Source organism: Virgibacillus sp. 7505, from assembly GCF_002272135.1.
Classification (GTDB): Bacteria; Bacillota; Bacilli; order Bacillales; family Amphibacillaceae; genus Terribacillus.
Genome location: NZ_NPBF01000008.1, coordinates 84,804 through 104,776, shown reverse-complemented (window position 1 = coordinate 104,776; position 19,973 = coordinate 84,804). Strand labels below are relative to the sequence as shown.

Sequence of the window (19,973 nt, the reverse complement as noted above, 5' to 3'; positions counted from 1 at the left end):
TTGCATAAATTCCGAAGTGCGATATATATTTAGAAAGTATGAATCAGGATTGGAAGCAAGTACATTAAGTGAGGAGAACGCGGAAAATGGGGCAAAAAAGAGATCTGAAGGAATTGTCCATGTACCTAGAAGAAGACGAACGGATTTTTCTCTACGTACAAAGTAAGCTCGACGAGAGGAATGGCATCCTTGGCGTCACGCAGAACCGAATCCTGTTTACGCACAAACCGTTGATAAAACCAGCTTATCTGGATACGACCAGCTATGACAGCATCGATTATATCCTTTATACAGAAGGTACCGGGGAAGGCGAATTGTCTATCCATTTAAACAATGGAGATATAAAATATGTAACCAGTCATCGCCTGATCCATCTCAAGGGTGTAAGTGATATCGTCAGAATGTTCGTTAACAATCATCAGCGGGATCTCTTGTTCCGGAATACGTTCAATCGCAAGCAATTGTTGGAATAGATAGACGCAAGGAACAGAAGCAGTAGGATGGAGAACTGTCATAGAGAGCTGCTGGTTGGTGCAAGGCAGTCAGGGAAGCATCCGAACTCGTCTGGGAGTGCCCGGGAGGAAATGCCTGGTCGGCTGGCAGCCGTTATCAGCTTTTGAGGGTGAGCTGCTTTCTCGCCGAAAAAGAGTGGTACCACAATGTTCATTGTCTCTTTAGGAGATCATGGGCATTTTTTTATAAGGAGGAGTGAACTATGGAGAATTGTTTTATCTGTGACAAGCATGCAGGTCGTTTGCAAGTGAGCGGCGATTGTATCTTTGAAGATGATCATATTTATATCAGTCATATTGATAAAAAGGGACAATCAGCTTATCTTGGTCATATCATGCTCGATTTGAAACGCCATGTCCCACAGGTCGGGGATATGTCGGAGGAAGAGGCTGCAGCGTTCGGTATCGCAATGAAACGAGCGGCCAAGGCATTACAGGAAACGCTGCAAGCAGAGCATGTGTACACACTTGTCTCCGGAAATTCTGTGCCTCATGCTCACATGCATATCATTCCCAGATATGCCGGAACTCCTGAAAGGTACTGGGGACCGATGGAGGTTTATGATTGGCCGGGTGCTCCTTTTGGCGGTGAGTCGGACATAAAGGAAGTCTCAGCAAAACTAACAGGGCGGGTTTGATATAGAAATAACCGGTCAAATGGTACTAGTTATATAATGCTGAATTCTTAAGGGAAATGATAAAAAACTGTTATATAAAGAAAGACAATAGTAACGTTTTGAAAAATTTAGGAGATAAACCTTGTTTTGTACCGAGATGCTTATATAATGAAACCACACCTAGTAATTACATAATTTAACAATTTTATGGAGGGGTGATGAGAGTGTCAAAGTTCAAGAAAGGTTTGACAGGCGTGCTGCTGGCAGGTGTGATTGTAGGTGGAATTTCTGGTGGGGTTTCAGCATCTAGTAATGGAATCACTGAGAACGGCAACTCTGAAGTCATTAAAGCAGATCAAGGGGTAACAGAGAGCTATGTGAAAGACACACAAACTGGATTCACTATCAATGCAGAATCCGGTGCAATATCTGGCGGGTACTGGATCCGTGGTAAAAGGGATGGCAGAGTCGTTTCTGAGTTTAAGCACTATACAAAAGAAGGACGTGCCTCTGTGACTAATGGTGCCGGCTACCACGATGACGGAGGATGGAAAGCACAAGATGTTTGGAGCAAGGCTGACTTGGACTGGAGTTTCTGGGGAACAAACAAGGCTTACTACGATTATAAGTAAAAAATACAAGGAAATAATGCAAGGGTGTAATCACTCTTGCATTATTTTATGAGGTGAAATTGTGAGAGCGATTTTAGGGTTCTTAGCTTCTCTATTCCTTTTGATAAGCCTGTACGTTACGAATGACTTACTCGAGCAATACAAGTTCAATCACTTACTGTATAAAGATAGAACAGCGGCAGCATTGAATTTCACTAATTACGAGGGCAATCCTAACGATTTACTTGAATCATATGCAGAACGATATGATTTGGAAATATCCAAATATGTATTCGTGAATCAGGATACCATCAGGATATTCACTACTGATCCTTCACTAGGGTCCCGTATTGATACGATAGACGGTGATTTTCCCAATAAGGGCACCGCACAATTTATAACGAATCGACTTAATAATTCCAGCAATGATAAAAGTGGATCTTTTCATTCTGGAGAAAGTACGATAGCTATATCCATTTGGAATTTAGATAACCAGAAACAGGCTAGTGCAAGCGGTATTTATTACATAGATGAAAAAGATGGTTCCGTATCTGGCATGCTGGATCAGCTGCAAAAAGATGGCGTTTCATCTGAGCTGATAGAGGCACGCATTGACCCAGTAGTGATCAGTCAGCCGCTGACCTTTCTCATATCACCGCTTATCATACTTCTTTCTATGATTGGCGTTATTTCCTTTTACCTGATAAACCGAAGTGATCATATCATGCTTTATAAAGTGATGGGTTACTCTTATATCAGAATATCTTTTATCTTAGTGAAAAAGCTTATTTCACCTTTGGGCGCGGCTGTTTTAACAAGTTATATCCTATATCTGATATTCCGTATTGTTACGAAGAAAGAGATTCTGAATTTGGTGGACTTTACCCTTCTGTACGCAGGATTGGCAGTAGTACTCTTTGTTGGAATAGTTCTTTATACGTTCCTGCTTATAGGCTTAATCTTTTTCTTTGGGAAAGAATATGAGGCTTTGAAAGGTAAGAGGCTTTATAAAACGTTGATGGCACTCAGTTATGTAATGAAGATTTTATTTCTTATTGCAGCTGTTGGCGCCCTGTCGCAATTGGATCAAACAAAGAAATCGCTGGAAGATTACCAAAATAATCTCGAAACATGGAATCAAACAGAGAATTTGTACCAAACGGTATTGTATTCCACAGGACAAGTTGATCTAGCGATAGAAAGCGGGCAGAATAACAACTTAAAGCAGGTATATAATCAATTAAATAATGAACTGAATGGTTTCCTGATTGATGCAGGCAACTATGAAATAAGCTCTAATGGAAGCTATTTATATGAAATGAACACAGATGACCAGAATGCGTCGACTTCTCCTTATGGAAAAGCGATAACTATAAATGAGAACTACTTGGAATTCAATAAGATACATGCAGAGACAGGAGAAATTGAAGGATCTATCGTATCCGACCCTTCTGTCACGAATTTGCTGGTTCCTGCAGCTCTCAAAGACAAAGAGGATGAAATTAAAAAGAACTTCCTGGACTACTTCTATTTCCAGAAGGTTGAAGTTGGAAACATTTATAGAGAAGCAAAAGGTCAGGAACTGGACGATAGCCCTAAGAACGATTTAAGTATAAATATTATCTATGTACGAGATAACCAGGAATACTTTACGTATAATCCCGCTAACAAAGGAGAAGGAGATTACTTTATTAAAGATCCGATTGCCATATTAGATACTGGGCAGTTCGATGCTTCCTATTACATGAGCTACTTGTCCCGGGCATATTTCTTTTATTCGGATCAATCGGAACCTACTCAGAAATTAGAAGAAATCGCTGGCGAACATGATGCTACGTCACAAATTAATTCCGTTATCTCGGTCTTTGACGAGTACGGGCAGAAGATACAAGAGTTGAAAACAGACAATTATTTATTATTATTGGCGATCATTCTATTATATATCGCTACATTCACCACTAGTGTTTACTTCACAATATGTCACTTCTATAACTATAAGATGGAAGTATTATTGAAGAATATTCACGGCTATTCGTATTTCAGAACGAACAGAACGCTGTTGATATTGCAATTTTTGAGTTATTGCATTCTCTTAATAGGGATATTGTTTGTATCATTACCGTCCCTAATCATTATTGTGTTCGGAGGTATATTGATTGATGCTCTGCTAGTGATCGGCTTAAGCAAATATTATACCGCTAATATGCATACTAAACTTAGAAGAGAGGCATAGAGATGATCAAAGCTACTCATCTAAAGAAAAAATTTAAAGAGAATACCATATTTGATGATTTTTCTTTAACAGTGAAAAGCGGCGAGTTCCTATCTATTACAGGGGAGAGCGGCAGGGGGAAAACAACTTTAATTAATCTATTGAGTCTTCTGGAAAAGCCGGATAGCGGTGATATAGAGTACGACGGGATTAAGAATCCCAATGTGAAACAGACAATGCTGCTGCGCAGGAATGAGTTTGGTTATTTATTTCAGAATTACTCCTTGATTAACAACGAAACGGTAGAGAAGAATATCCTTTTGGCCATTGCTTATAAAAAGATTAACAATAAAAAAAGAATGATACAGGAAATCCTAGCGAAAGTCGGCCTTTCCGGTTATGAAAAGAAGCGTGTCTATACGTTAAGCGGAGGTCAGCAGCAACGAGTTGCACTTGCACGAGTCATTGCGAGGGACTGCAAGTATATATTTGCTGATGAACCAACAGGAAACCTCGATATTAAAAACAGGGATGCTATCTTTCAGCTGCTGTTGGATATGAACAAAGCCGGTAAGACAATTATCATGGTTACACATGATTTAGAGATAGCCAGAGCTTCTTCAGCTCAACTTGAAATCTAGCAGTCAAAATTATTTCCAGGCGAATACGATAATTAAAACTAGAAATCAGAGTAATATCAATATAATCTGAAAGTGTAGAGGAGAATCAAGAAGTGACAGACCATAACGAGAAAGTGAAAGCATATTACGAAGCTTATACGAAAGGAAATCCTGATGCACCGCTAACTTATACGGCCTGGAGCTTCGGCGGAAATAATGCTTTAGCTGACGAACTGGCCGAATTGGTCGTTCAAGGAGTCAAAACGGCAACCTCCTCTAATCATCTGCTATATGAATTAGAGAATGAGCCAATTCCTGAGCCGGGTCTCCATAGTGTCATTCTTGATAGTGCAGGAAACCCTCAAGCCGTGATTGAAATTGTTCGGGTAGAAGTGAAATCGTATAAGGATGTTGATGCAGCATTTGCCTATAAGGAAGGAGAAGGTGATCGTTCACTCGCTTATTGGCGTTCAGTCCATGAGCCTTTCTTTACAAAGGAAATGGAAGAGATCGGACGGAGGTTCTCACCAGAAATGCTTGTCGTTTGCGAAGAATTTGCAGTGAGGTTCATTGCTTGAAGGCTGTGAATCTTTTCTGACCGAATGTAAGATGTAAAAAAAAGTCCATTGTCTACTTAGCAGACAATGGACTTTTTATGCATAATGCTTGGAACATTGTAGGGGGAAATCTTAATCATATGTAGAATGTCTTCTTAATAGGTTAAGTTTTACTCATAATCAGGACTCATACAAGCCCAAAGAAATAAGTAGGGGAGTTTAGAACAGTAGGTTAATTTGGTGAGTAATAGTGAGTAGGGTTTTCCTTTTAAAAGGATGACTTTAAATGCAGCCTGGTACCAATCTAAAGGTTGAAAACACAATGTAGTCCTGCGGAAATAATATAGCATCGTTATAAATCTACTCAAAATAAGCTTTTAGCCTTATAAGAAGGGATAATATAACTTGCGAATTACTTCTCTCCATTTTTAAACTGCGTTGATATCAATTACGCCTAATGTAAAAATATAATATCGCTATTTCTATTGCTCATAAATAATTGGAACCCTGCACACACTGTAAACAAGATGAAACAGTGGAGGGAACCTGATGAAAAAAGCGATAGTTGTATTTGTGTTTCTGCTTGCTTTTTCTGCTTTTACACACCCATCGCAAGCACAACCGACAAAGAATGTAATTGTGGAAACAGAGTATTACGATGACATCGAAGAATTGAAATATCCGCAAGTAAAACATGCGGGATCACCGAAGCTTACAAGAATGATCAACAAGGACTTCCAGGCATATATTGAAAAAGCTGCATTAGCTCGTAAGGAAAATATAGAGGCTGGTAAAAAGTATAAATATGACCCGGATTTTCAGACTGATTTTGAAGTCAAATATAATACGGATCGTAAGCTCAGTATCTTGATGAGCAGTTATATCTTTACTGGAGGAGCGCACGGCTCTACTGCGGTAGAATCCTTTAATTACGACTTGAAAGAAAAGAAACGCGTCTATTTAACGGATTTACTGCAGACACCAAGTCAGCTAAAGAAAGTTCAGCACTATGTCTTCACCTACGCTAAGGCGAGACCAGAGATATTCTATCCGGATTTGAAAAAAGAGGACATCCACCTAAATGAAAAAACAGCGTTCTTTTTTACAGATGAAGGAATAGCCCTTGTCTTCCAGCAATACGATATTGCACCATATGTCTCCGGTAATCAAGTTATCAAAATACCTAAGAAAATATACAACTAAGAAAGAAGCCATGGAAGTATGCTGCATCCATGGCTTTTTCGGGTATACCTACACTAATAAAATAGAGAAATGGGGAGAACAAATAATGAAGTGGGGAATTCTAGGACCAGGTTCGATTGCACATCATTTTGCGGAAGCATTACAGAAAGAAGGGGAATCCATCCTGGCTGTTGGTGCAAGAAACAAAGAAAAGGGGAAAGCATTTGCAGAGAAATTCGATATACCTAGAGTTTATGAAGGATTCCAGGGTGTGCTGGATGATTCTGAAGTAGATGTTGTATACATAGCGACGCCGCACGCCTTTCATTATGAAACAATCATAGAAGCCTTAAAGCATGGAAAACATGTGCTGGCTGAGAAAGCGATTACAGTGAACGGCAAGCAGCTTGATGAAATCACTACGTTGGCAGCAGAGAAGCAACTGATTGTGGCAGAAGCAATGACAATTTATCATATGCCGATTTATAAAGAACTACATCAATTGATCGATGCTGGTAAAATTGGGGATATTCAGACGCTGAGTGTGAACTTCAATAGTATAAAAGAAAATAATCCCAAAAATCGTTTCTTCAACCCGGATTTAGCAGGCGGAGCACTCCTCGATATCGGAGTCTATGCCTTGTCATTTGTGCGCATGTTTATCCAGGATGAGCCAACTGAAGTCATCAGTACGGTTACGAAGCATGAGACGGGTGTGGACCAGCAGGCTGGAATTATACTGAAGAATAAAAAAGGGCAGCTTGCTACAATCACTTTATCCTTTATAGTGGAATCGCCAGAACGCGCCACAGTCATGGGTACAAAAGGATTCATTGATATGGAGAAATTCTCCCGAGCCCAACAGGCTACCGTTTGTTATATAGAGCAAGGCAAAACAGAAACAATAGAAGCAGGGGAGACGGAGAAGGCGCTGCAGTATGAAGTAAGAGCAATGAAGGAACTTATCGAGAAGGATGTTCCACATGTAACATTACCGTATACGAGAGATGTCATGAAGATTATGGATCAGCTTCGGAAACAGTGGGAAATAGAATTTGATTTTGAGTGATAAAAAGCAGGCATCCTCAGGATGCCTGCTTTATTTTTAATTCATAGAAGCTTGCCATGGTGGTCCGGAAGTATGGTTCCAGCCAGAACGCACCGATGCCTAAGGTTAGTATTGTCAATAGTGCCCAACCGATAAAGCTGAGCTGTAACAAAAATAACCTGCCCTTATTGCCGCGCATTTTTTCTTTACTTTCCCGAATAGCCTCGAAAATAGAATGATGTGGATTCTCCCGTAAGATATATAGTGTCTGGGAATAACTTAGATATTTGATGATGCCCGGTACAATTAACAATAGGGTCCAAAAAGTCAGCAGGACAGTTAGAATCAATCCTGTCAGCATATACCGCCAGAAACGTTTGAAAGGTGAAAAGATGAAGCCGAAGGCAGGCCGATCTCCTTGGACGAAGCTTTGGAATAGCCAAGTTGTTCCCGTGAAAAGTGGCATAAGCAACACATAATCAAAAAGAGTATCTCTTACAAAACCGAGCGTCTCTTCCTTAATAGTAATCTCTTCTTCAACCACAATAGAAAAGCCAAACCAAGAGTTTGATATTAACTTTATCGTAAATGAAATCACGGAGAAGAGGAAGACTGCAAGTACACTTTTCCCCCAGTTGCCTCTTAGGCTGTCCAAAGCATCCTGCTTCAGAGATTGATTAGTAATCATATAAGTTGTCCCCCGGCCTTTTTAATATATATATACGTTATATTTTTATTGAGCATACCACACATTTATGGAAAAGTATGGTTGATTTGGCAGTGAAGTCATGCTAATATTTAACTATCTTGCAAAACAAAGTAGTGGGTTCTTTTTTTAGTCCAACTATCTTGTAAAACAATATAGTTGAGGAGGAAGCGGATATTGTCATCCAGTCAATTATTAAAAGGCATCCTGGAAGGTTGTCTGCTTGCCATCATTGCTGAGCGTGAAACGTACGGATATGAGATGGTGGAAAAACTAGCTTCATATGGCTTCACAATGGTTAGTGAGGGCAGTATTTATCCGTTGTTGCTGCGCATGAAAAAAGAAGGCCTTGTTACGACGACTAGTAAGATATTGCCTTCAGGCGGACCGAAGCGGAAGTATTATAAATTAACGGCTGAAGGTCAGGCAGAATTAAAGGATTTCAGAGAAAGATGGGCGGAAGTCTCGTCCAGCGTAGATAACATTCTGAGGAGGGACCATTCGTGACATTATCCAAAGAAAGTCAAACGTTTCTCGATAACTTGCGGATTTATCTATTTGCTAGCAGCAAGAGGGAAGAAGAGGTTAGTGAGTTACTGGAAGAGCTTGAAGATCATTTATATGAAGCGGAGCAGAATGGCAAAAGTGTCGAGCATATCATTGGGAAATCACCAAAAGCTTACATGAAGGAAATAGAAGCGGAAGTTGGAATGGATGGACGATTTTGGCTTGTGATTGTCCCGCTTATCATGTTGAATGCCTTTGCGTATCTCATCATGAACAAAGCGATAGCAGATGACAGAAGCTATTCTTTGCTTGCGCTCACTGGAAATCCTATCGTATTTGTTGTTACAGTTTTGCTACTGTTTAGCCTGTATCGCTTTATAGCTGCAAATGAATTATCTAAGAAAATAACTACAACACTATATCTACTAATGGGGATAGCACCTACAGCAATGTTCATTGGAATACTGGTGGCAGATCTTTTGATTGAGACACCAGTGATCATAATCAGTCCGTTCATGAATACAGTAGTAATTATTGCCGCTTGCTTCATTTTCATTGCTGCAGCACTATATTGGAAAGCCTGGATTTCCGTCATCGTACCAGCGGTTCTCTATATACCGCAGGTAATTTTACGTTACATTGATATAGCTGAGGAAACCAAGTTAATCGTTATACTCTCGATTATTATTGTTTTCTCCCTTTCATTAATAATCCGGCAACTTATTCAATACAAGAAAGACAATTGACGCATGCTGCGGCATGCGTTTTTATATTGACTGGAAATTGATTTACATGTAATATATATCTTGCAAATGTAATGTATATATTACATAGGAGAGTCTTATCTATGAAAAACAACGTAAAGATAACAAGAATGGAACTGAAAATGACACAGGAGCAGCTGTCCAGGCAAGTACGTGTCACCAGACAGACAATCGGTTTAATCGAAAAAGGAGAGTATAATCCTACACTACAGCTTTGTGTTGCGATTGCAAAAGCGTTAGGTAAGACTCTGGATGATCTATTTTGGGAGGTAAGGTGAAATGGAGAAAACTTGGATTCAGTTTTTGCTGCCGGATGATGAATATAAGCGAAGGAATATGCTCGTTTATTTTGCGGAAGCAGCTATTCTGCAGCTAGTGGTGATGATTGTCTTACTTGTCATATCCCGCTTTGATCCATTCCCTATAAATAGTGTTCTTGTATTACTATGGATGCTGTTCGGGACAATAGCTTACATCTGGATTCGTTATATACTGTCTGGTATGGAGTTCGCTGAAATCATGACTGAAAAAGCTTATCGACGAGAGAGGAAAGTAATCGTAATTAAATCAACGTCATTTCTCCTTATTATGTGTGCGGGCATTTTGTTACTTTATATCTTTGGCATGATGTCAGTTCCTTTTATAGAAGGACTGATGGTAACCTTCATTGCAGCATTACTGCTATTCATAACTAATTATGTATCACTAAAAAGGTCCTACCAGAAAAACAAAGAGCTGATTGAATAACCAGATCATTTACCTGTCTAAGCACTGCATCCCGCAGTGCTTTTTTCGTGTTTTTTGGACAGAGGAAGGAATTTGTTTTTACTTAAGGGAAACAGTAGACAAGACGAAGGAGGAGCGCGGATGATACGTATTGGCCAGCAGTTGACTATTTTCTCACTTATGTTCTTGCTATTATTTGTCCCTGCGGAAGCATTGGCAAACATCAATGAGTACCCAACTTTGGAAAAGGCGAAGAGAGCTGAAGAAGCGGGATTCTCTAAGGAAGGTTTGGCGAAAGTGGATGAATTAATTGAAACTGATATTCAAAATGGGTTCCCGGGTGCATCATTGATCATTATAAAAGACGGAAAGATTGTGAAGGATTCTCGTTACGGCTACCGCCAAGTGTACGACGGACTGGAAGAGCTTACGCATCCAAAGAAAGTCAAAAAGGATACGTTATACGATCTGGCTTCCAATACGAAAATGTACGCCACCAACTTTGCACTGCAGCATCTGGTCAGTGAGGGAGAAATCAGGTTGACGGATAAGGTCAGTGATTACATTCCGGAATTCAAGGATGAGGCAAATGCAGCGATAAAAGGGAAGGATACAATCCTAATACAAGATCTGCTGCAGCACCAGGCAGGTTTCCCGGCGAGTATCGAGTTTCATAATCCCGATAGAGCAGGAGCTTTTTACTCACAGGATCGAGAGCGAACAATCGGACTTCTGCCAAAAGTTCCGCTCCAATATGAACCAAGAACAAACCATCTGTATAGCGACATTGATTATATGCTCCTTGGTGCCATAGTGGAACGCGTGACAGGAGAACGGCTGGATAAGTATGTAGAAGAAACCTTTTATGAGCCGCTTCGTTTGAAAAATACATTGTTCAATCCATTGGAAAATGGTGTGAAGGTAAAAGATGTGGCTGCGACAGAACGGCTCGGTAACACAAGAGATGGGTATTTCTCTTTCCCGAATATCAGGACAGAAACGATAATCGGAGAAGTGCATGATGAGAAGAGCTATTATGCAATGGATGGTATATCCGGTCACGCGGGACTCTTCTCGACGACGAACGATATGGCAGTTTTGCTGCAAGTCATGCTGAACGGCGGAGGGTATGGCAAACAGGGATTTTTTGATGAAGATGTGATCGAGGCGTTTACGGCGGCTTCTCCTACAAATGAAACGTATGGACTTGGCTGGCGCAGGAACGGGGATGAGGGGACCATGGATTGGATGTTCGGTTCGTTGGCAAGTGATGCAGCTTATGGTCATACGGGCTGGACTGGTACAGTAACGATCCTCGACCCGGAATATGACCTAGGGATTGTGCTGCTGACGAATAAGAAGCACACGCCTGTGCTTGATCCGGCAGCAAACAGTAATCTGTTTGCTGGTGACGAATATGCTACAGGCGATTATGGACCAGTAGTCCAGGCAATATATGAGGCGATGGAATAAGACACGGTCATAGACCGTGTCTTTTCATGTGATAACGAGAGCCCGTCTACCCATTGCATCATAAACACGTATAAAGTGGGCTTTCTCTACTTTTATATGTTCGCCGCTTTTTTCTGTTGATTCACAGTCATGGAAATAAACGTAGTCGTCATCCGTACCGGTGACAACGATGCAATGCAGCGGTCGGGGTGCTTGAACAACCTTCCCAGCCGGAGTGTGCCAGATGCGGGGAGTGGGCATGTCATGATGAATGGTGAACCAGACTAATACAGGGCATTCATTTGACGCATGGGTTTCAATTACGTCGAATGCCTCTCCATACAATGCCAAACTGCCGGACCGATACGTATCTGCTGCTTGTTTAAGCGGATTAGGATTGATTGTAATACCATTATCGAACGGGTCGCCGACAAAACCATCCTCCGGATCGCCCCATATGCGGATCGTGCCATCTTCATTGCGTTCTACAGATGTGTTATCCTTGGGCATTTCCCGGGCTAGTGAAATTTTATCGACAGCTTCTCCATAATAAGACAGAGCCATTGCCAACGCCGTTACTTCGCATCCGGAAGGCAGTTCAGGTCGCTGTTTGATATAAGGAACAGTCAAAAGTTTCATAAGCATCCTCCAAATTGAATCTCAGCGGCTTTGAACCTCTGCTTCGATTAGGTTTTCTCGTTTAATATACGATTCGTAAAAGCCAGCGCGAGTCGTTTTATAATATGGATATGACCAAAGGTGACTAATTGTTGTAAAACTGCCTAACAGATACCAGCCGATGAAACTTGACTGCATCAGGAATAATTTACCTCTTTTACCTTCCATGCGGCGCTTACTTTCATTTATGGCTTCCATCGCACTAAGATCAGGTTCGTCTTTTAAGATATAAATAGTTTGAGAATAGCTGTAATATCTTAAAATACCAGGAATGATAAGCAGAAGGGACCAAAGAGCTACCAAAACCATTTTCAGTAATCCAGTTGTAAATAGCTTAGGGAAAAACCTAAAGGTCGTGAACATCAAAGAGAACGGTGCATGTTCCTGGCGAACAAGATGAAGGTACATCCAGCTCGTTCCTACAAACAACGGCATAAAGAATGTATAACAAATTATGTATACTATACCCATAGTTATTAGCAGAGCTAAATCTTCTTCTGTAGGATAAGTTAGAAGGAGAATGAATACATGTAATACCAAGGCTATGAAAATAATGATTACGTATAATAGTATTCCAGATCCAACACCTTTTCCCCAGTTATTTGCCAGTCCATCCAATGCTTTTTTCTTCAAGTCTTGATTGCTGATCATCTTACAAAACCTCCACATTTTTAACTCCATATTGGAAAAACATGTATTATCATATCATTTAGATATTCGATATGGAGATGTTAAGGTTAAAATTTCCAAAAATAATTAGAACTGCCTATTGAGTGATTGAGCGAATATACTTATGAACCCAAAGACAGATGTAGCCTGATACCTATTTTGATATAATGGACAGACAATAGCATAGAGGACTCAAGGGTGGTCGGCTCACTTATCCCTCCAGTGAGGGAGGTGATGCCTCTGACAGTATTCGAGACGCTGACGCTGATGATTTCTTTCGGTACGCTGGTTGTTGCGATTATGTCTGATAAAAACCAAAAAAAATAACCACCCTTGAGTGACAGCTCATGTTGGGTAGGTTATTTTTTCGCTCTTCTGTGGGTCGATTCCTTTGAGGAATCCTTGCTATTGCTTGACCGTTTGGTGTTACCAGCACCAGATGGTCTTTTTTTCGTTATTATCTTATGCACATTCTATCGTAAATAAACCTTGTTGTCATGTGTTTTATGTATGCTTGAAATGTCCAAACCGAATACCTCAGCAAACCCAGTTCTCCCTGTCTCGGTAAGCAGGAGTGCTCGCGATTCAGGCTTTCTTCTTAGCCAATCCAATTCCAGAAAGCGTTCCAGCATGGCACTTCCCAATGCGCCAGCGACATGATGCTTGCGCTCGCTCCAGTCCAAGCAGCAATGACTGAATGAACGTCTTTTTCTTCGGGCTGTTTCCACGTCGATACCAAAGCTTGAAAAGAAGATCTCTCCGTTAGCCGTCAGGTTGAATTGATCGCGATCTTGAATTACATAGCCGCTATCAACTAGAGCGTTCGCAACCAGTATGCCAAGTGAGCCAGCTAAATGGTCATAACAAGTCCTTGCGTAGCGGATAGCTTGGTCTTCTGTTGCCTGCTTTAAGGAGGAAACTTGAGCTATCGGGGTGATCGTCAGCAGAGATTCGATTACTTTTGCAATGGCAGGATCTTTTAGTCCGTAATAACGGTGGCGGCCCTGCTTGGTCTGACTAAGGAAACCGGCTTCTTCTAGCTTTTTCAGGTGAAAACTGGCTGTTTGCGGCGTGATACCGGCAGCACGGGCCAGTTCACCTGAAGTATGGAATCGGCCGTCTAGCATGTAAGTGAGCATGATACTCCGGGACGGTTCACAAAGCAGGCTAGCAGCAGCTGCGACATGTTGAGGATGCAAAGTCATTCTCCTTTCCTGACATCCATATTTCGATGACGCTCGTAATATTTTTATTTTAAGCTAAAGATGGAAAGGAGAGAAGCAAGATGATGGAAACCAAAACAATTAATCCTAAAATTTTATATTATGGCAACCCTGTTGTCCTGCTAACGACAGTGAATGAGGATGGAACGACGAATATCAGTCCAATTTCCTCTTCCTGGGCATTGGATCATTTTCTTGTTATCGGCCTTGGTACAACCGGTAAGGCGTATGAGAATCTGCAGCGGAGAGGAGAATGTGTGCTGAATATTCCTAGTCCTGATTTATGGCAGCACGTCGAAAGGCTTGCTGCTTGCACCGGTAAAGAGACCGTTCCTTCAGATAAAGCAGCGTATGGATACGTCTACGTAAAAGATAAATTCCACACTGCTGGTTTGACGAGAAAAGCCTCCTCGGTTGTGAGTGCAGAGGCTATTGCGGAATGCCCGCTGCAGATTGAAGCAGAAGTACGACATATTAGAGAACCAGATTATATGGAAAGTATAGCGATTATAGAGCTGGAAGCTGCAGCCATCCATGCACAGGAAGGCATTATAAAAGAGGGCAAGCATATAGATCCGAGTAAGTGGAGTCCGCTCATTTACAACTTCCGTCATTACTTTGGCCTTGGGGAAGAATTAGGCAAGACAGCGCGAGCATGATGCAAGAACCCCCTCGTCAGTTAGATGAGGGGGTCCTTTTATTTAACGAGTAATAGTTCTTGGAAATTTGTAAAATCCTGAATAATGCCACCAGAACCAAGCTGGTTCTGTTCAAAGGTTTCACGATTTTTACCAAAAGGATCGATTGCAATAACTGTACCGATTCCAGCTTTTTTCGCGGCAGTAAGACCTGAAAATGCGTCCTCGATTACAAGGCACTCGTTTGGCTGGAGACCTAGCTTTTTCGCTGCTATCAGGAAAATATCAGGAGCGGGTTTTCCCGGGAAACTGCCATCATCGAAAGTAACAGTTTCAAAATCGAACCACCTGTTCAGGTTGAATATATCGAAGTAGAAGGAAACATTTTCTTTCACCGTGGCTGTCGCTATTGTACGAGGAAGATCCTGTGCTTTCAGGTGATCCAAAGCCTCCGCCAAGCCCTTAGTCAGTACAAGATCTTTCTCATTTTGCAAACATAGCTCCCGGTAAAGACTTTCCTTTTCATCGGATAGTTTCTGGATATCTTCCTTTGTGAGCTCTTTATTGATGAAATGTCCTAAAATCTCGCTGTTTGTTCGACCGTGAATATTTGTAAAAATTTCTTTATCTGTTATGGTTGCTGCAGCATATTTGCGAATCATATGGAACCAAGCCTGCTCATGTAAATGGGAATCCAAAAACATAGTGCCGTTGAAATCGAAAATGACACCCTTCATTTCTATTCCTCCTTATGCCTTTTATGTAATTGCATCTCTACATATTGCTCGTAATGTGCCTGAACGTCAGTGCGTATCTTATCATCCGTCAGCAGATAGTCCATATCATGCAGGTTGTAGAATACATAGAAATCTTCCCTATTGAATTTCGTATGATCGACAAGCAAGTATTTGCTGCGGGAATTGTTCAGCGCAATCTGATGAGCCTCGCCCTCTTCAATGCTGTAGGTAGATATCTCTTCGTTATGAACTCCGTTTGCACTGATGAAAGCTTTCGTGAAATTGAGCTTTTGCAGGCTGCTATTTACAAGCGGTCCGACGAAAGTACCGGTATTCTTCCGAAAATCCCCGCCAATCAACATAATCTCAGCTGTGTCACTTTGGGTTAGGATTTCGAATACCGGATAGCTGTTCGTAATAATTCTGATTTTCTTATGAAGTAAGTGGCGGGCAAGCAGTTCAATCGTCGTTCCTGGCCCAAGAAAAACCGTATCTCGATCGCTTATGACCGAAGCAGCTAGTGCAGCAATCTGTGTTTTTTCCTCTACCTGTACATCTAGCTTTTCCACGTGGGACAACTCCTGATCCATTGCATGGGTGATACTTTGTGCCCCGCCATGTATCCTTACGAGCTTACCTGCCTTATCTAATTCATCCAAATCTCTGCGGATTGTCATATCTGAAACGTTCAATTCGTGGATGATATCGTTGACTGTTATGATTCCTTGTTTGTTGACGATGTCCACTATTTTCAATAAACGCTCTCTTTTCAACATATTTTCACCTCAAAACTTTAAACATAACTTATCATATGCAAGTTTATCCAGTCAATAAAAATAAACAAATACAAACATAATAATGTTCGTATTGCGCATTAATTTGCCTAATTTTAGAAAATATATCGTTGACAGGTTATTTGTATCCGTTTACAATTAACGAAAGATAACAAAAACAAACAATATATCACTACTTAAACAAACATTTTGAAGGAGGAATCCGATTATGTATAAGTTGCCTGAGGATTTCATATTTGGAGGAGCAACAGCAGCCTATCAAGCAGAGGGCGCGACGAAGGAAGGCGGTAAGGGGCCGGTAGCCTGGGATGAGTTCCTGGAGAAGCAAGGTCGATTCAGTCCCGATCCTGCCAGTGACTTTTATCATCAATACCCAGAGGACATCAGACTTTGTGAGAAATTCGGTGTGAATGGTATCCGTATTTCCATTGCTTGGACAAGAATCTTCCCGGATGGAACTGGAGAAGTGAATCAAGAAGGTGTTGATTTCTACCATAATCTTTTCGCAGAGTGTCAAAAGCGGAATATCACAGCCTTCGTCACCTTACATCACTTCGACACACCGAAGACACTGTTCGATAAAGGAGATTTCTTGAATCGGGACAACTTGGACGCCTTCGTCGACTATGCGGCGTTCTGTTTCAAGGAATTCCATGAAGTTCACTACTGGAGCACTTTCAATGAAATATATCCAGTTGCGACAAATCAGTACTTGCTGGGGACATTCCCTCCGTCGGTAAAAAGTGATTTCTCAATGATTATCCAATGCTTGCATAATATGATGGTTGCCCATGCACGGACGGTTAACTTGTTCAAGGACAATAATTACCCTGGTGAGATTGGGGTCGTGCATTCTTTAGAAACAAAATATCCAGCAACAGACTCACCGGAGGATCAGCATGCGGCTTTCTTGGATGATGCACTTTCCATCCGCTTCCTCTTGGATGCTACATATCTCGGATACTATTCAGATAAGACGATGCAGGCGCTCGAAGAAATTGCGGAAGCGAATGGAGCAACATATGAATTCCTGGAAGAAGATTTTGAGATTATGAAGAAGGCATCCCGCCGAAATGATTATCTTGGTATCAACCATTACCAGTGCCACTTCGTAAAAGCGTATGATGGCGAAACGCAGATTCATCACAATGGAACAGGAGACAAAGGGACTTCTGTTTACAAAGTGAAAGGTATCGGAGAACGGATTTACAAAGAAGGTTTGAAGCGTACAGATTGGGATTGGCTGATTTATCCGGAAGGTATGTATGACATCCTTGTGCGTATAAAAGAGGATTATCCTCATTACAACAAAATTTATATCACGGAAAATGGTATGGGCTACAAGGATGAGTTCGAGGATGGCGTCATTATGGATGAAGCGCGGATTGACTATCTGAAAGTCTATATGGAAGCGATCGGCAAGGCAATTGAGGATGGAGTAAATGTAAAAGGTTACTTCTTATGGTCGTTGATGGACCTGTTTTCTTGGACAAATGGTTATAACAAACGCTACGGATTATTCTATGTCGATTTCGAAACACAAAAGCGTTATCCGAAGGCTTCTGCTTACTGGTACAAGCGGCTTAGTGAGACAAAGACAATCAGTTGATCTTCTGCATGGTGGGTCCTGCTCGCCGTGCTTTTCCGAAATTAATATAAAGCAAGCATTATAGGAGGATTATTATGACAAAAGAATCATTACAAATGCTGGGTTTTGAGATTGTTGCATATGCCGGGGATGCGCGCAGCTCGCTAATGAAATTGCTGCGGGAAGTGCGTACAGGTAACTTCGAGAATGTAGAAGAAGAGTTGAAAAATGCGGATGAAAACCTTAAATTGGCTCACAATGCACAAACACAGATACTGGCAGATGAGGCAGCCGGCAAGGATATGGATATTGGCTTTATCTTCATCCATGGTCAGGATCATCTGATGACGACATTGCTTCTTCGTGAGCTTGTACAGGACTTCGTCGAGCTCTACCGCAAAACGAGTTAAAAGGAGGAAGTAGGATGAAAGGGATTATTGGACAAATTGAAAAAGGGAAACCGTTCTTCGAGAAGGTTTCCCGAAACATCTATCTTGGGGCAGTTCGTGATGGTTTCCTGACGGCAATGCCTGCAATCCTGTTCGCAAGTATCTTCATCCTTCTGGCGGCTTTGCCGGAAGTACTTGGATTCGCCTGGCCGGAGAGTGTTTCGACATGGCTGTGGAAAGTATATAACTATTCCATGGGCGTGGTAGGCTTGCTGGTTTCCGCTACTACAGCCAGAAGTCTAAGTGAATCAGTGAACCGGAAAATGCCGAAGAATAAAGTGATCAACTCGACATCGGCAATGCTCGCATCCATTGTGGGGTTCATGCTATTGAGCGTTTCGCAGATCGACGGCGGATTCTCTGCCGAATACATGGGAACCAAAGGTTTACTGGCATCATTTGTATCCGCTTTCATAACGGTTAATGTCTATCGTTTCTGTGTATTGAAAAACATTACGATCAAAATGCCAAAGGAAGTGCCAGGAACGATCTCCCAGACATTCAAGGATATTTTCCCGTTCGCATTCTCTGTCCTTTGTATGGTCATTATCGACTTGATTGTTCGTACTACATTGAATGTGCCATTCGCAGAAGCACTGGTCAAATTACTTTCTCCATTATTCACTGCGGCCGATGGCTACCTTGGTATCATGATCATCTGGGGTATGATGGCATTCTTCTGGTTTGTCGGTGTGCACGGACCGTCTATCGTTGAACCAGCGATTGCTGCCATTATCTATGTCAACGTAGAAGCTAATCTGCAGCTTTATAATGCAGGAGAGCAGGCATCTAATGTCTTGACAGTAGGTCTTGGTAACTTTGTAGGTACGATGGGCGGAACGGGAGCCACACTTGTAGTGCCATTCATCTTCATGCTCTTGGCAAAGTCGAAGCAGCTGAAGGCAGTTGGTAAGGCGTCCTTCATACCAGTCAGTTTTGCGGTGAACGAGCCATTACTATTCTCAGCACCGATCATCCTGAATCCGTATTTCTTTATTCCATTCTTGCTGACACCGATGATCAACGTCTGTATTTTTAAATTTTTCGTTGATGTCATCGGCATGAATAGTTTCATGTATGTCCTGCCTTGGGCCACACCAGCACCGATTGGTCTTGTACTGGGAACCGGAATGGGATTATGGTCGTTCGTGCTAGTGTTGACCTTAATCGTAGTCGACTTCTTGATTTATCTGCCGTTCTGTAAGGTATACGACAAAGAGCTCGTCATGCAGGAAGCGCGCAACGCGCAGCTGGAAGCAGCTGCGGCAAGAACGCAGCCAGCAATGGCTTCCGCAGTAAGCGGCATTGCAGCAACGCAAGCAGCAGTAGAATTGGAAGAAACAGAATCTGTTTCAAATGAAGTAAAACCCACAAACGTCCTCGTCCTTTGTGCAGGTGCTGGTACAAGTGCCATGCTAGCCAATGCTTTAACAGAAGGAGCCGAACAATTCAGCGTACCGATCTCTGCGTCTGCTGGAGCATACGGCTCGCATTATGAAATCATGCAAGACTACGATATGGTCATCCTGGCACCGCAGGTAGGGTCGTATTTTGAAGATATAAAAGAAGATACTGATCGTCTCGGTATTAAATTAGCTGCAACAAAAGGCGCAGAATATATCAGTTTGACACGTGATCCGAAGAAAGCGGTTGACTACGTTATCGACCAGCTTAAATAAGCAG

At 41.7% G+C, this 19,973-nt stretch carries 24 protein-coding genes and 1 other annotated feature; of the genes, 18 read left to right on the top strand and 6 right to left on the bottom strand.

The window, feature by feature from the left end:
• The first annotated feature begins 86 nt into the window (after positions 1-86).
• From CHH91_RS03360 to CHH91_RS03325, 8 genes are all read left to right on the top strand, one after another.
• Positions 87-473, top strand: a complete 387-nt coding sequence (locus CHH91_RS03360) for a PH domain-containing protein (RefSeq protein ID WP_095221958.1) — start codon at positions 87-89, stop codon at positions 471-473.
• Positions 474-677: a binding site (T-box leader), on the top strand.
• Positions 678-715: 38 nt separating this feature from the next.
• Positions 716-1,150: an HIT family protein gene (locus CHH91_RS03355; RefSeq protein WP_095221957.1), complete on the top strand. Its 435-nt coding sequence runs from the start codon at positions 716-718 to the stop codon at positions 1,148-1,150.
• A 203-nt stretch (positions 1,151-1,353) separates the two neighbouring features.
• Positions 1,354-1,761, top strand: coding sequence for a hypothetical protein (locus CHH91_RS03350; protein ID WP_095221955.1), 408 nt, complete (start codon positions 1,354-1,356; stop codon positions 1,759-1,761).
• A gap of 61 nt (positions 1,762-1,822) precedes the next feature.
• Positions 1,823-3,973, top strand: coding sequence for a DUF1430 domain-containing protein (locus CHH91_RS03345; RefSeq protein ID WP_095221953.1), 2,151 nt, complete (start codon positions 1,823-1,825; stop codon positions 3,971-3,973).
• A 2-nt stretch (positions 3,974-3,975) separates the two neighbouring features.
• Positions 3,976-4,593 (top strand): ATP-binding cassette domain-containing protein, encoded by a 618-nt coding sequence (locus tag CHH91_RS03340; protein ID WP_095221951.1) that lies wholly within the window; start codon positions 3,976-3,978, stop codon positions 4,591-4,593.
• Positions 4,594-4,685: 92 nt separating this feature from the next.
• Complete coding sequence (locus tag CHH91_RS03335) at positions 4,686-5,150, top strand: ASCH domain-containing protein (protein WP_286160681.1); 465 nt, start codon at positions 4,686-4,688, stop codon at positions 5,148-5,150.
• A gap of 528 nt (positions 5,151-5,678) precedes the next feature.
• Positions 5,679-6,332, top strand: a complete 654-nt coding sequence (locus CHH91_RS03330) for a DUF3298 and DUF4163 domain-containing protein (protein ID WP_095221949.1) — start codon at positions 5,679-5,681, stop codon at positions 6,330-6,332.
• An 85-nt stretch (positions 6,333-6,417) separates the two neighbouring features.
• Positions 6,418-7,380, top strand: coding sequence for a Gfo/Idh/MocA family protein (locus CHH91_RS03325; RefSeq protein WP_095221948.1), 963 nt, complete (start codon positions 6,418-6,420; stop codon positions 7,378-7,380).
• A 16-nt stretch (positions 7,381-7,396) separates the two neighbouring features.
• Here CHH91_RS03325 and CHH91_RS03320 read toward each other — a convergent pair whose 3' ends face one another.
• On the bottom strand, positions 7,397-8,047 hold the full coding sequence (locus CHH91_RS03320; protein ID WP_095221946.1) for a DUF975 family protein: 651 nt from the start codon (positions 8,045-8,047) through the stop codon (positions 7,397-7,399).
• A 195-nt stretch (positions 8,048-8,242) separates the two neighbouring features.
• On the opposite strand from CHH91_RS03320, the gene CHH91_RS03315 reads away from it, so the two are divergent.
• The 5 genes from CHH91_RS03315 (at position 8,243) to pbp4b (ending at position 11,535) form a co-directional block, all read left to right on the top strand.
• The gene (locus CHH91_RS03315) at positions 8,243-8,572 is read left to right on the top strand and encodes a PadR family transcriptional regulator (RefSeq protein WP_095221944.1); all 330 of its coding nucleotides are present in this window, start codon (positions 8,243-8,245) and stop codon (positions 8,570-8,572) included.
• Complete coding sequence (locus CHH91_RS03310; protein WP_095221942.1) at positions 8,569-9,318, top strand: HAAS domain-containing protein; 750 nt, start codon at positions 8,569-8,571, stop codon at positions 9,316-9,318. The genes CHH91_RS03315 and CHH91_RS03310 overlap by 4 nt, the downstream gene beginning before the upstream one ends.
• Positions 9,319-9,419: 101 nt before the next feature.
• Positions 9,420-9,614, top strand: a complete 195-nt coding sequence (locus CHH91_RS03305) for a helix-turn-helix transcriptional regulator (RefSeq protein WP_095221940.1) — start codon at positions 9,420-9,422, stop codon at positions 9,612-9,614.
• Position 9,615: 1 nt separating this feature from the next.
• On the top strand, positions 9,616-10,083 hold the full coding sequence (locus CHH91_RS03300; RefSeq protein ID WP_095221938.1) for a hypothetical protein: 468 nt from the start codon (positions 9,616-9,618) through the stop codon (positions 10,081-10,083).
• Between the two features lie 159 nt (positions 10,084-10,242).
• A complete protein-coding gene (gene pbp4b / locus CHH91_RS03295) occupies positions 10,243-11,535 on the top strand; it encodes a penicillin binding protein PBP4B (RefSeq protein ID WP_286160684.1) in 1,293 nt (430 codons plus the stop codon).
• 24 nt (positions 11,536-11,559) lie between these two features.
• Here pbp4b and CHH91_RS03290 read toward each other — a convergent pair whose 3' ends face one another.
• Both CHH91_RS03290 and CHH91_RS03285 read right to left on the bottom strand, forming a co-directional pair.
• Positions 11,560-12,153, bottom strand: a complete 594-nt coding sequence (locus CHH91_RS03290; protein WP_095221934.1) for a C39 family peptidase — start codon at positions 12,151-12,153, stop codon at positions 11,560-11,562.
• A 21-nt stretch (positions 12,154-12,174) separates the two neighbouring features.
• Positions 12,175-12,843: a DUF975 family protein gene (locus CHH91_RS03285; RefSeq protein WP_176465650.1), complete on the bottom strand. Its 669-nt coding sequence runs from the start codon at positions 12,841-12,843 to the stop codon at positions 12,175-12,177.
• 252 nt (positions 12,844-13,095) lie between these two features.
• Here CHH91_RS03285 and CHH91_RS21170 point away from each other — a divergent pair, with 252 nt between their 5' ends.
• Entirely contained in the window at positions 13,096-13,188 is a 93-nt protein-coding gene (locus tag CHH91_RS21170) for a putative holin-like toxin (RefSeq protein ID WP_245609660.1), read from the top strand.
• A 146-nt stretch (positions 13,189-13,334) separates the two neighbouring features.
• On the opposite strand, the gene CHH91_RS03280 is transcribed toward CHH91_RS21170, so the two are convergent.
• Positions 13,335-14,066 (bottom strand): ArsR/SmtB family transcription factor, encoded by a 732-nt coding sequence (locus CHH91_RS03280; RefSeq protein ID WP_095221930.1) that lies wholly within the window; start codon positions 14,064-14,066, stop codon positions 13,335-13,337.
• A gap of 80 nt (positions 14,067-14,146) precedes the next feature.
• Between CHH91_RS03280 and CHH91_RS03275 the strand changes: the two genes are divergently transcribed.
• Positions 14,147-14,743: a flavin reductase family protein gene (locus CHH91_RS03275; protein WP_095221928.1), complete on the top strand. Its 597-nt coding sequence runs from the start codon at positions 14,147-14,149 to the stop codon at positions 14,741-14,743.
• A 38-nt stretch (positions 14,744-14,781) separates the two neighbouring features.
• On the opposite strand, the gene CHH91_RS03270 is transcribed toward CHH91_RS03275, so the two are convergent.
• Both CHH91_RS03270 and CHH91_RS03265 read right to left on the bottom strand, forming a co-directional pair.
• Positions 14,782-15,459 (bottom strand): HAD family hydrolase, encoded by a 678-nt coding sequence (locus tag CHH91_RS03270; protein WP_095221926.1) that lies wholly within the window; start codon positions 15,457-15,459, stop codon positions 14,782-14,784.
• Between the two features lie 2 nt (positions 15,460-15,461).
• Entirely contained in the window at positions 15,462-16,235 is a 774-nt protein-coding gene (locus tag CHH91_RS03265; RefSeq protein ID WP_095221923.1) for a DeoR/GlpR family DNA-binding transcription regulator, read from the bottom strand.
• Positions 16,236-16,461: 226 nt separating this feature from the next.
• On the opposite strand from CHH91_RS03265, the gene lacG reads away from it, so the two are divergent.
• The 3 genes from lacG (at position 16,462) to CHH91_RS03250 (ending at position 19,969) form a co-directional block, all read left to right on the top strand.
• Complete coding sequence (gene lacG, locus CHH91_RS03260; protein ID WP_095221921.1) at positions 16,462-17,862, top strand: 6-phospho-beta-galactosidase; 1,401 nt, start codon at positions 16,462-16,464, stop codon at positions 17,860-17,862.
• Positions 17,863-17,936: 74 nt separating this feature from the next.
• Positions 17,937-18,251, top strand: coding sequence for a PTS lactose/cellobiose transporter subunit IIA (locus tag CHH91_RS03255; RefSeq protein ID WP_095221919.1), 315 nt, complete (start codon positions 17,937-17,939; stop codon positions 18,249-18,251).
• A 14-nt stretch (positions 18,252-18,265) separates the two neighbouring features.
• Positions 18,266-19,969 (top strand): PTS lactose transporter subunit IIBC, encoded by a 1,704-nt coding sequence (locus CHH91_RS03250; protein ID WP_095221917.1) that lies wholly within the window; start codon positions 18,266-18,268, stop codon positions 19,967-19,969.
• Positions 19,970-19,973: the final 4 nt, after the last annotated feature.

Coding starts and splice junctions, on each gene's coding strand:
- CHH91_RS03255 (WP_095221919.1), top strand. CDS start 17,937: ATGACAAAAGAATCATTACAAATGCTGGGTTTTGAGATTGTTGCATAT.
- pbp4b (WP_286160684.1), top strand. CDS start 10,243: ATGTTCTTGCTATTATTTGTCCCTGCGGAAGCATTGGCAAACATCAAT.
- CHH91_RS03270 (WP_095221926.1), bottom strand. CDS start 15,459: ATGAAGGGTGTCATTTTCGATTTCAACGGCACTATGTTTTTGGATTCC.
- CHH91_RS03275 (WP_095221928.1), top strand. CDS start 14,147: ATGATGGAAACCAAAACAATTAATCCTAAAATTTTATATTATGGCAAC.
- CHH91_RS03325 (WP_095221948.1), top strand. CDS start 6,418: ATGAAGTGGGGAATTCTAGGACCAGGTTCGATTGCACATCATTTTGCG.
- CHH91_RS03285 (WP_176465650.1), bottom strand. CDS start 12,843: ATGATCAGCAATCAAGACTTGAAGAAAAAAGCATTGGATGGACTGGCA.
- lacG (WP_095221921.1), top strand. CDS start 16,462: ATGTATAAGTTGCCTGAGGATTTCATATTTGGAGGAGCAACAGCAGCC.
- CHH91_RS03300 (WP_095221938.1), top strand. CDS start 9,616: ATGGAGAAAACTTGGATTCAGTTTTTGCTGCCGGATGATGAATATAAG.
- CHH91_RS03250 (WP_095221917.1), top strand. CDS start 18,266: ATGAAAGGGATTATTGGACAAATTGAAAAAGGGAAACCGTTCTTCGAG.
- CHH91_RS03340 (WP_095221951.1), top strand. CDS start 3,976: ATGATCAAAGCTACTCATCTAAAGAAAAAATTTAAAGAGAATACCATA.
- CHH91_RS03280 (WP_095221930.1), bottom strand. CDS start 14,066: ATGACTTTGCATCCTCAACATGTCGCAGCTGCTGCTAGCCTGCTTTGT.
- CHH91_RS03360 (WP_095221958.1), top strand. CDS start 87: ATGGGGCAAAAAAGAGATCTGAAGGAATTGTCCATGTACCTAGAAGAA.
- CHH91_RS03305 (WP_095221940.1), top strand. CDS start 9,420: ATGAAAAACAACGTAAAGATAACAAGAATGGAACTGAAAATGACACAG.
- CHH91_RS03290 (WP_095221934.1), bottom strand. CDS start 12,153: ATGAAACTTTTGACTGTTCCTTATATCAAACAGCGACCTGAACTGCCT.
- CHH91_RS03355 (WP_095221957.1), top strand. CDS start 716: ATGGAGAATTGTTTTATCTGTGACAAGCATGCAGGTCGTTTGCAAGTG.
- CHH91_RS03330 (WP_095221949.1), top strand. CDS start 5,679: ATGAAAAAAGCGATAGTTGTATTTGTGTTTCTGCTTGCTTTTTCTGCT.
- CHH91_RS03265 (WP_095221923.1), bottom strand. CDS start 16,235: ATGTTGAAAAGAGAGCGTTTATTGAAAATAGTGGACATCGTCAACAAA.
- CHH91_RS21170 (WP_245609660.1), top strand. CDS start 13,096: ATGCCTCTGACAGTATTCGAGACGCTGACGCTGATGATTTCTTTCGGT.
- CHH91_RS03320 (WP_095221946.1), bottom strand. CDS start 8,047: ATGATTACTAATCAATCTCTGAAGCAGGATGCTTTGGACAGCCTAAGA.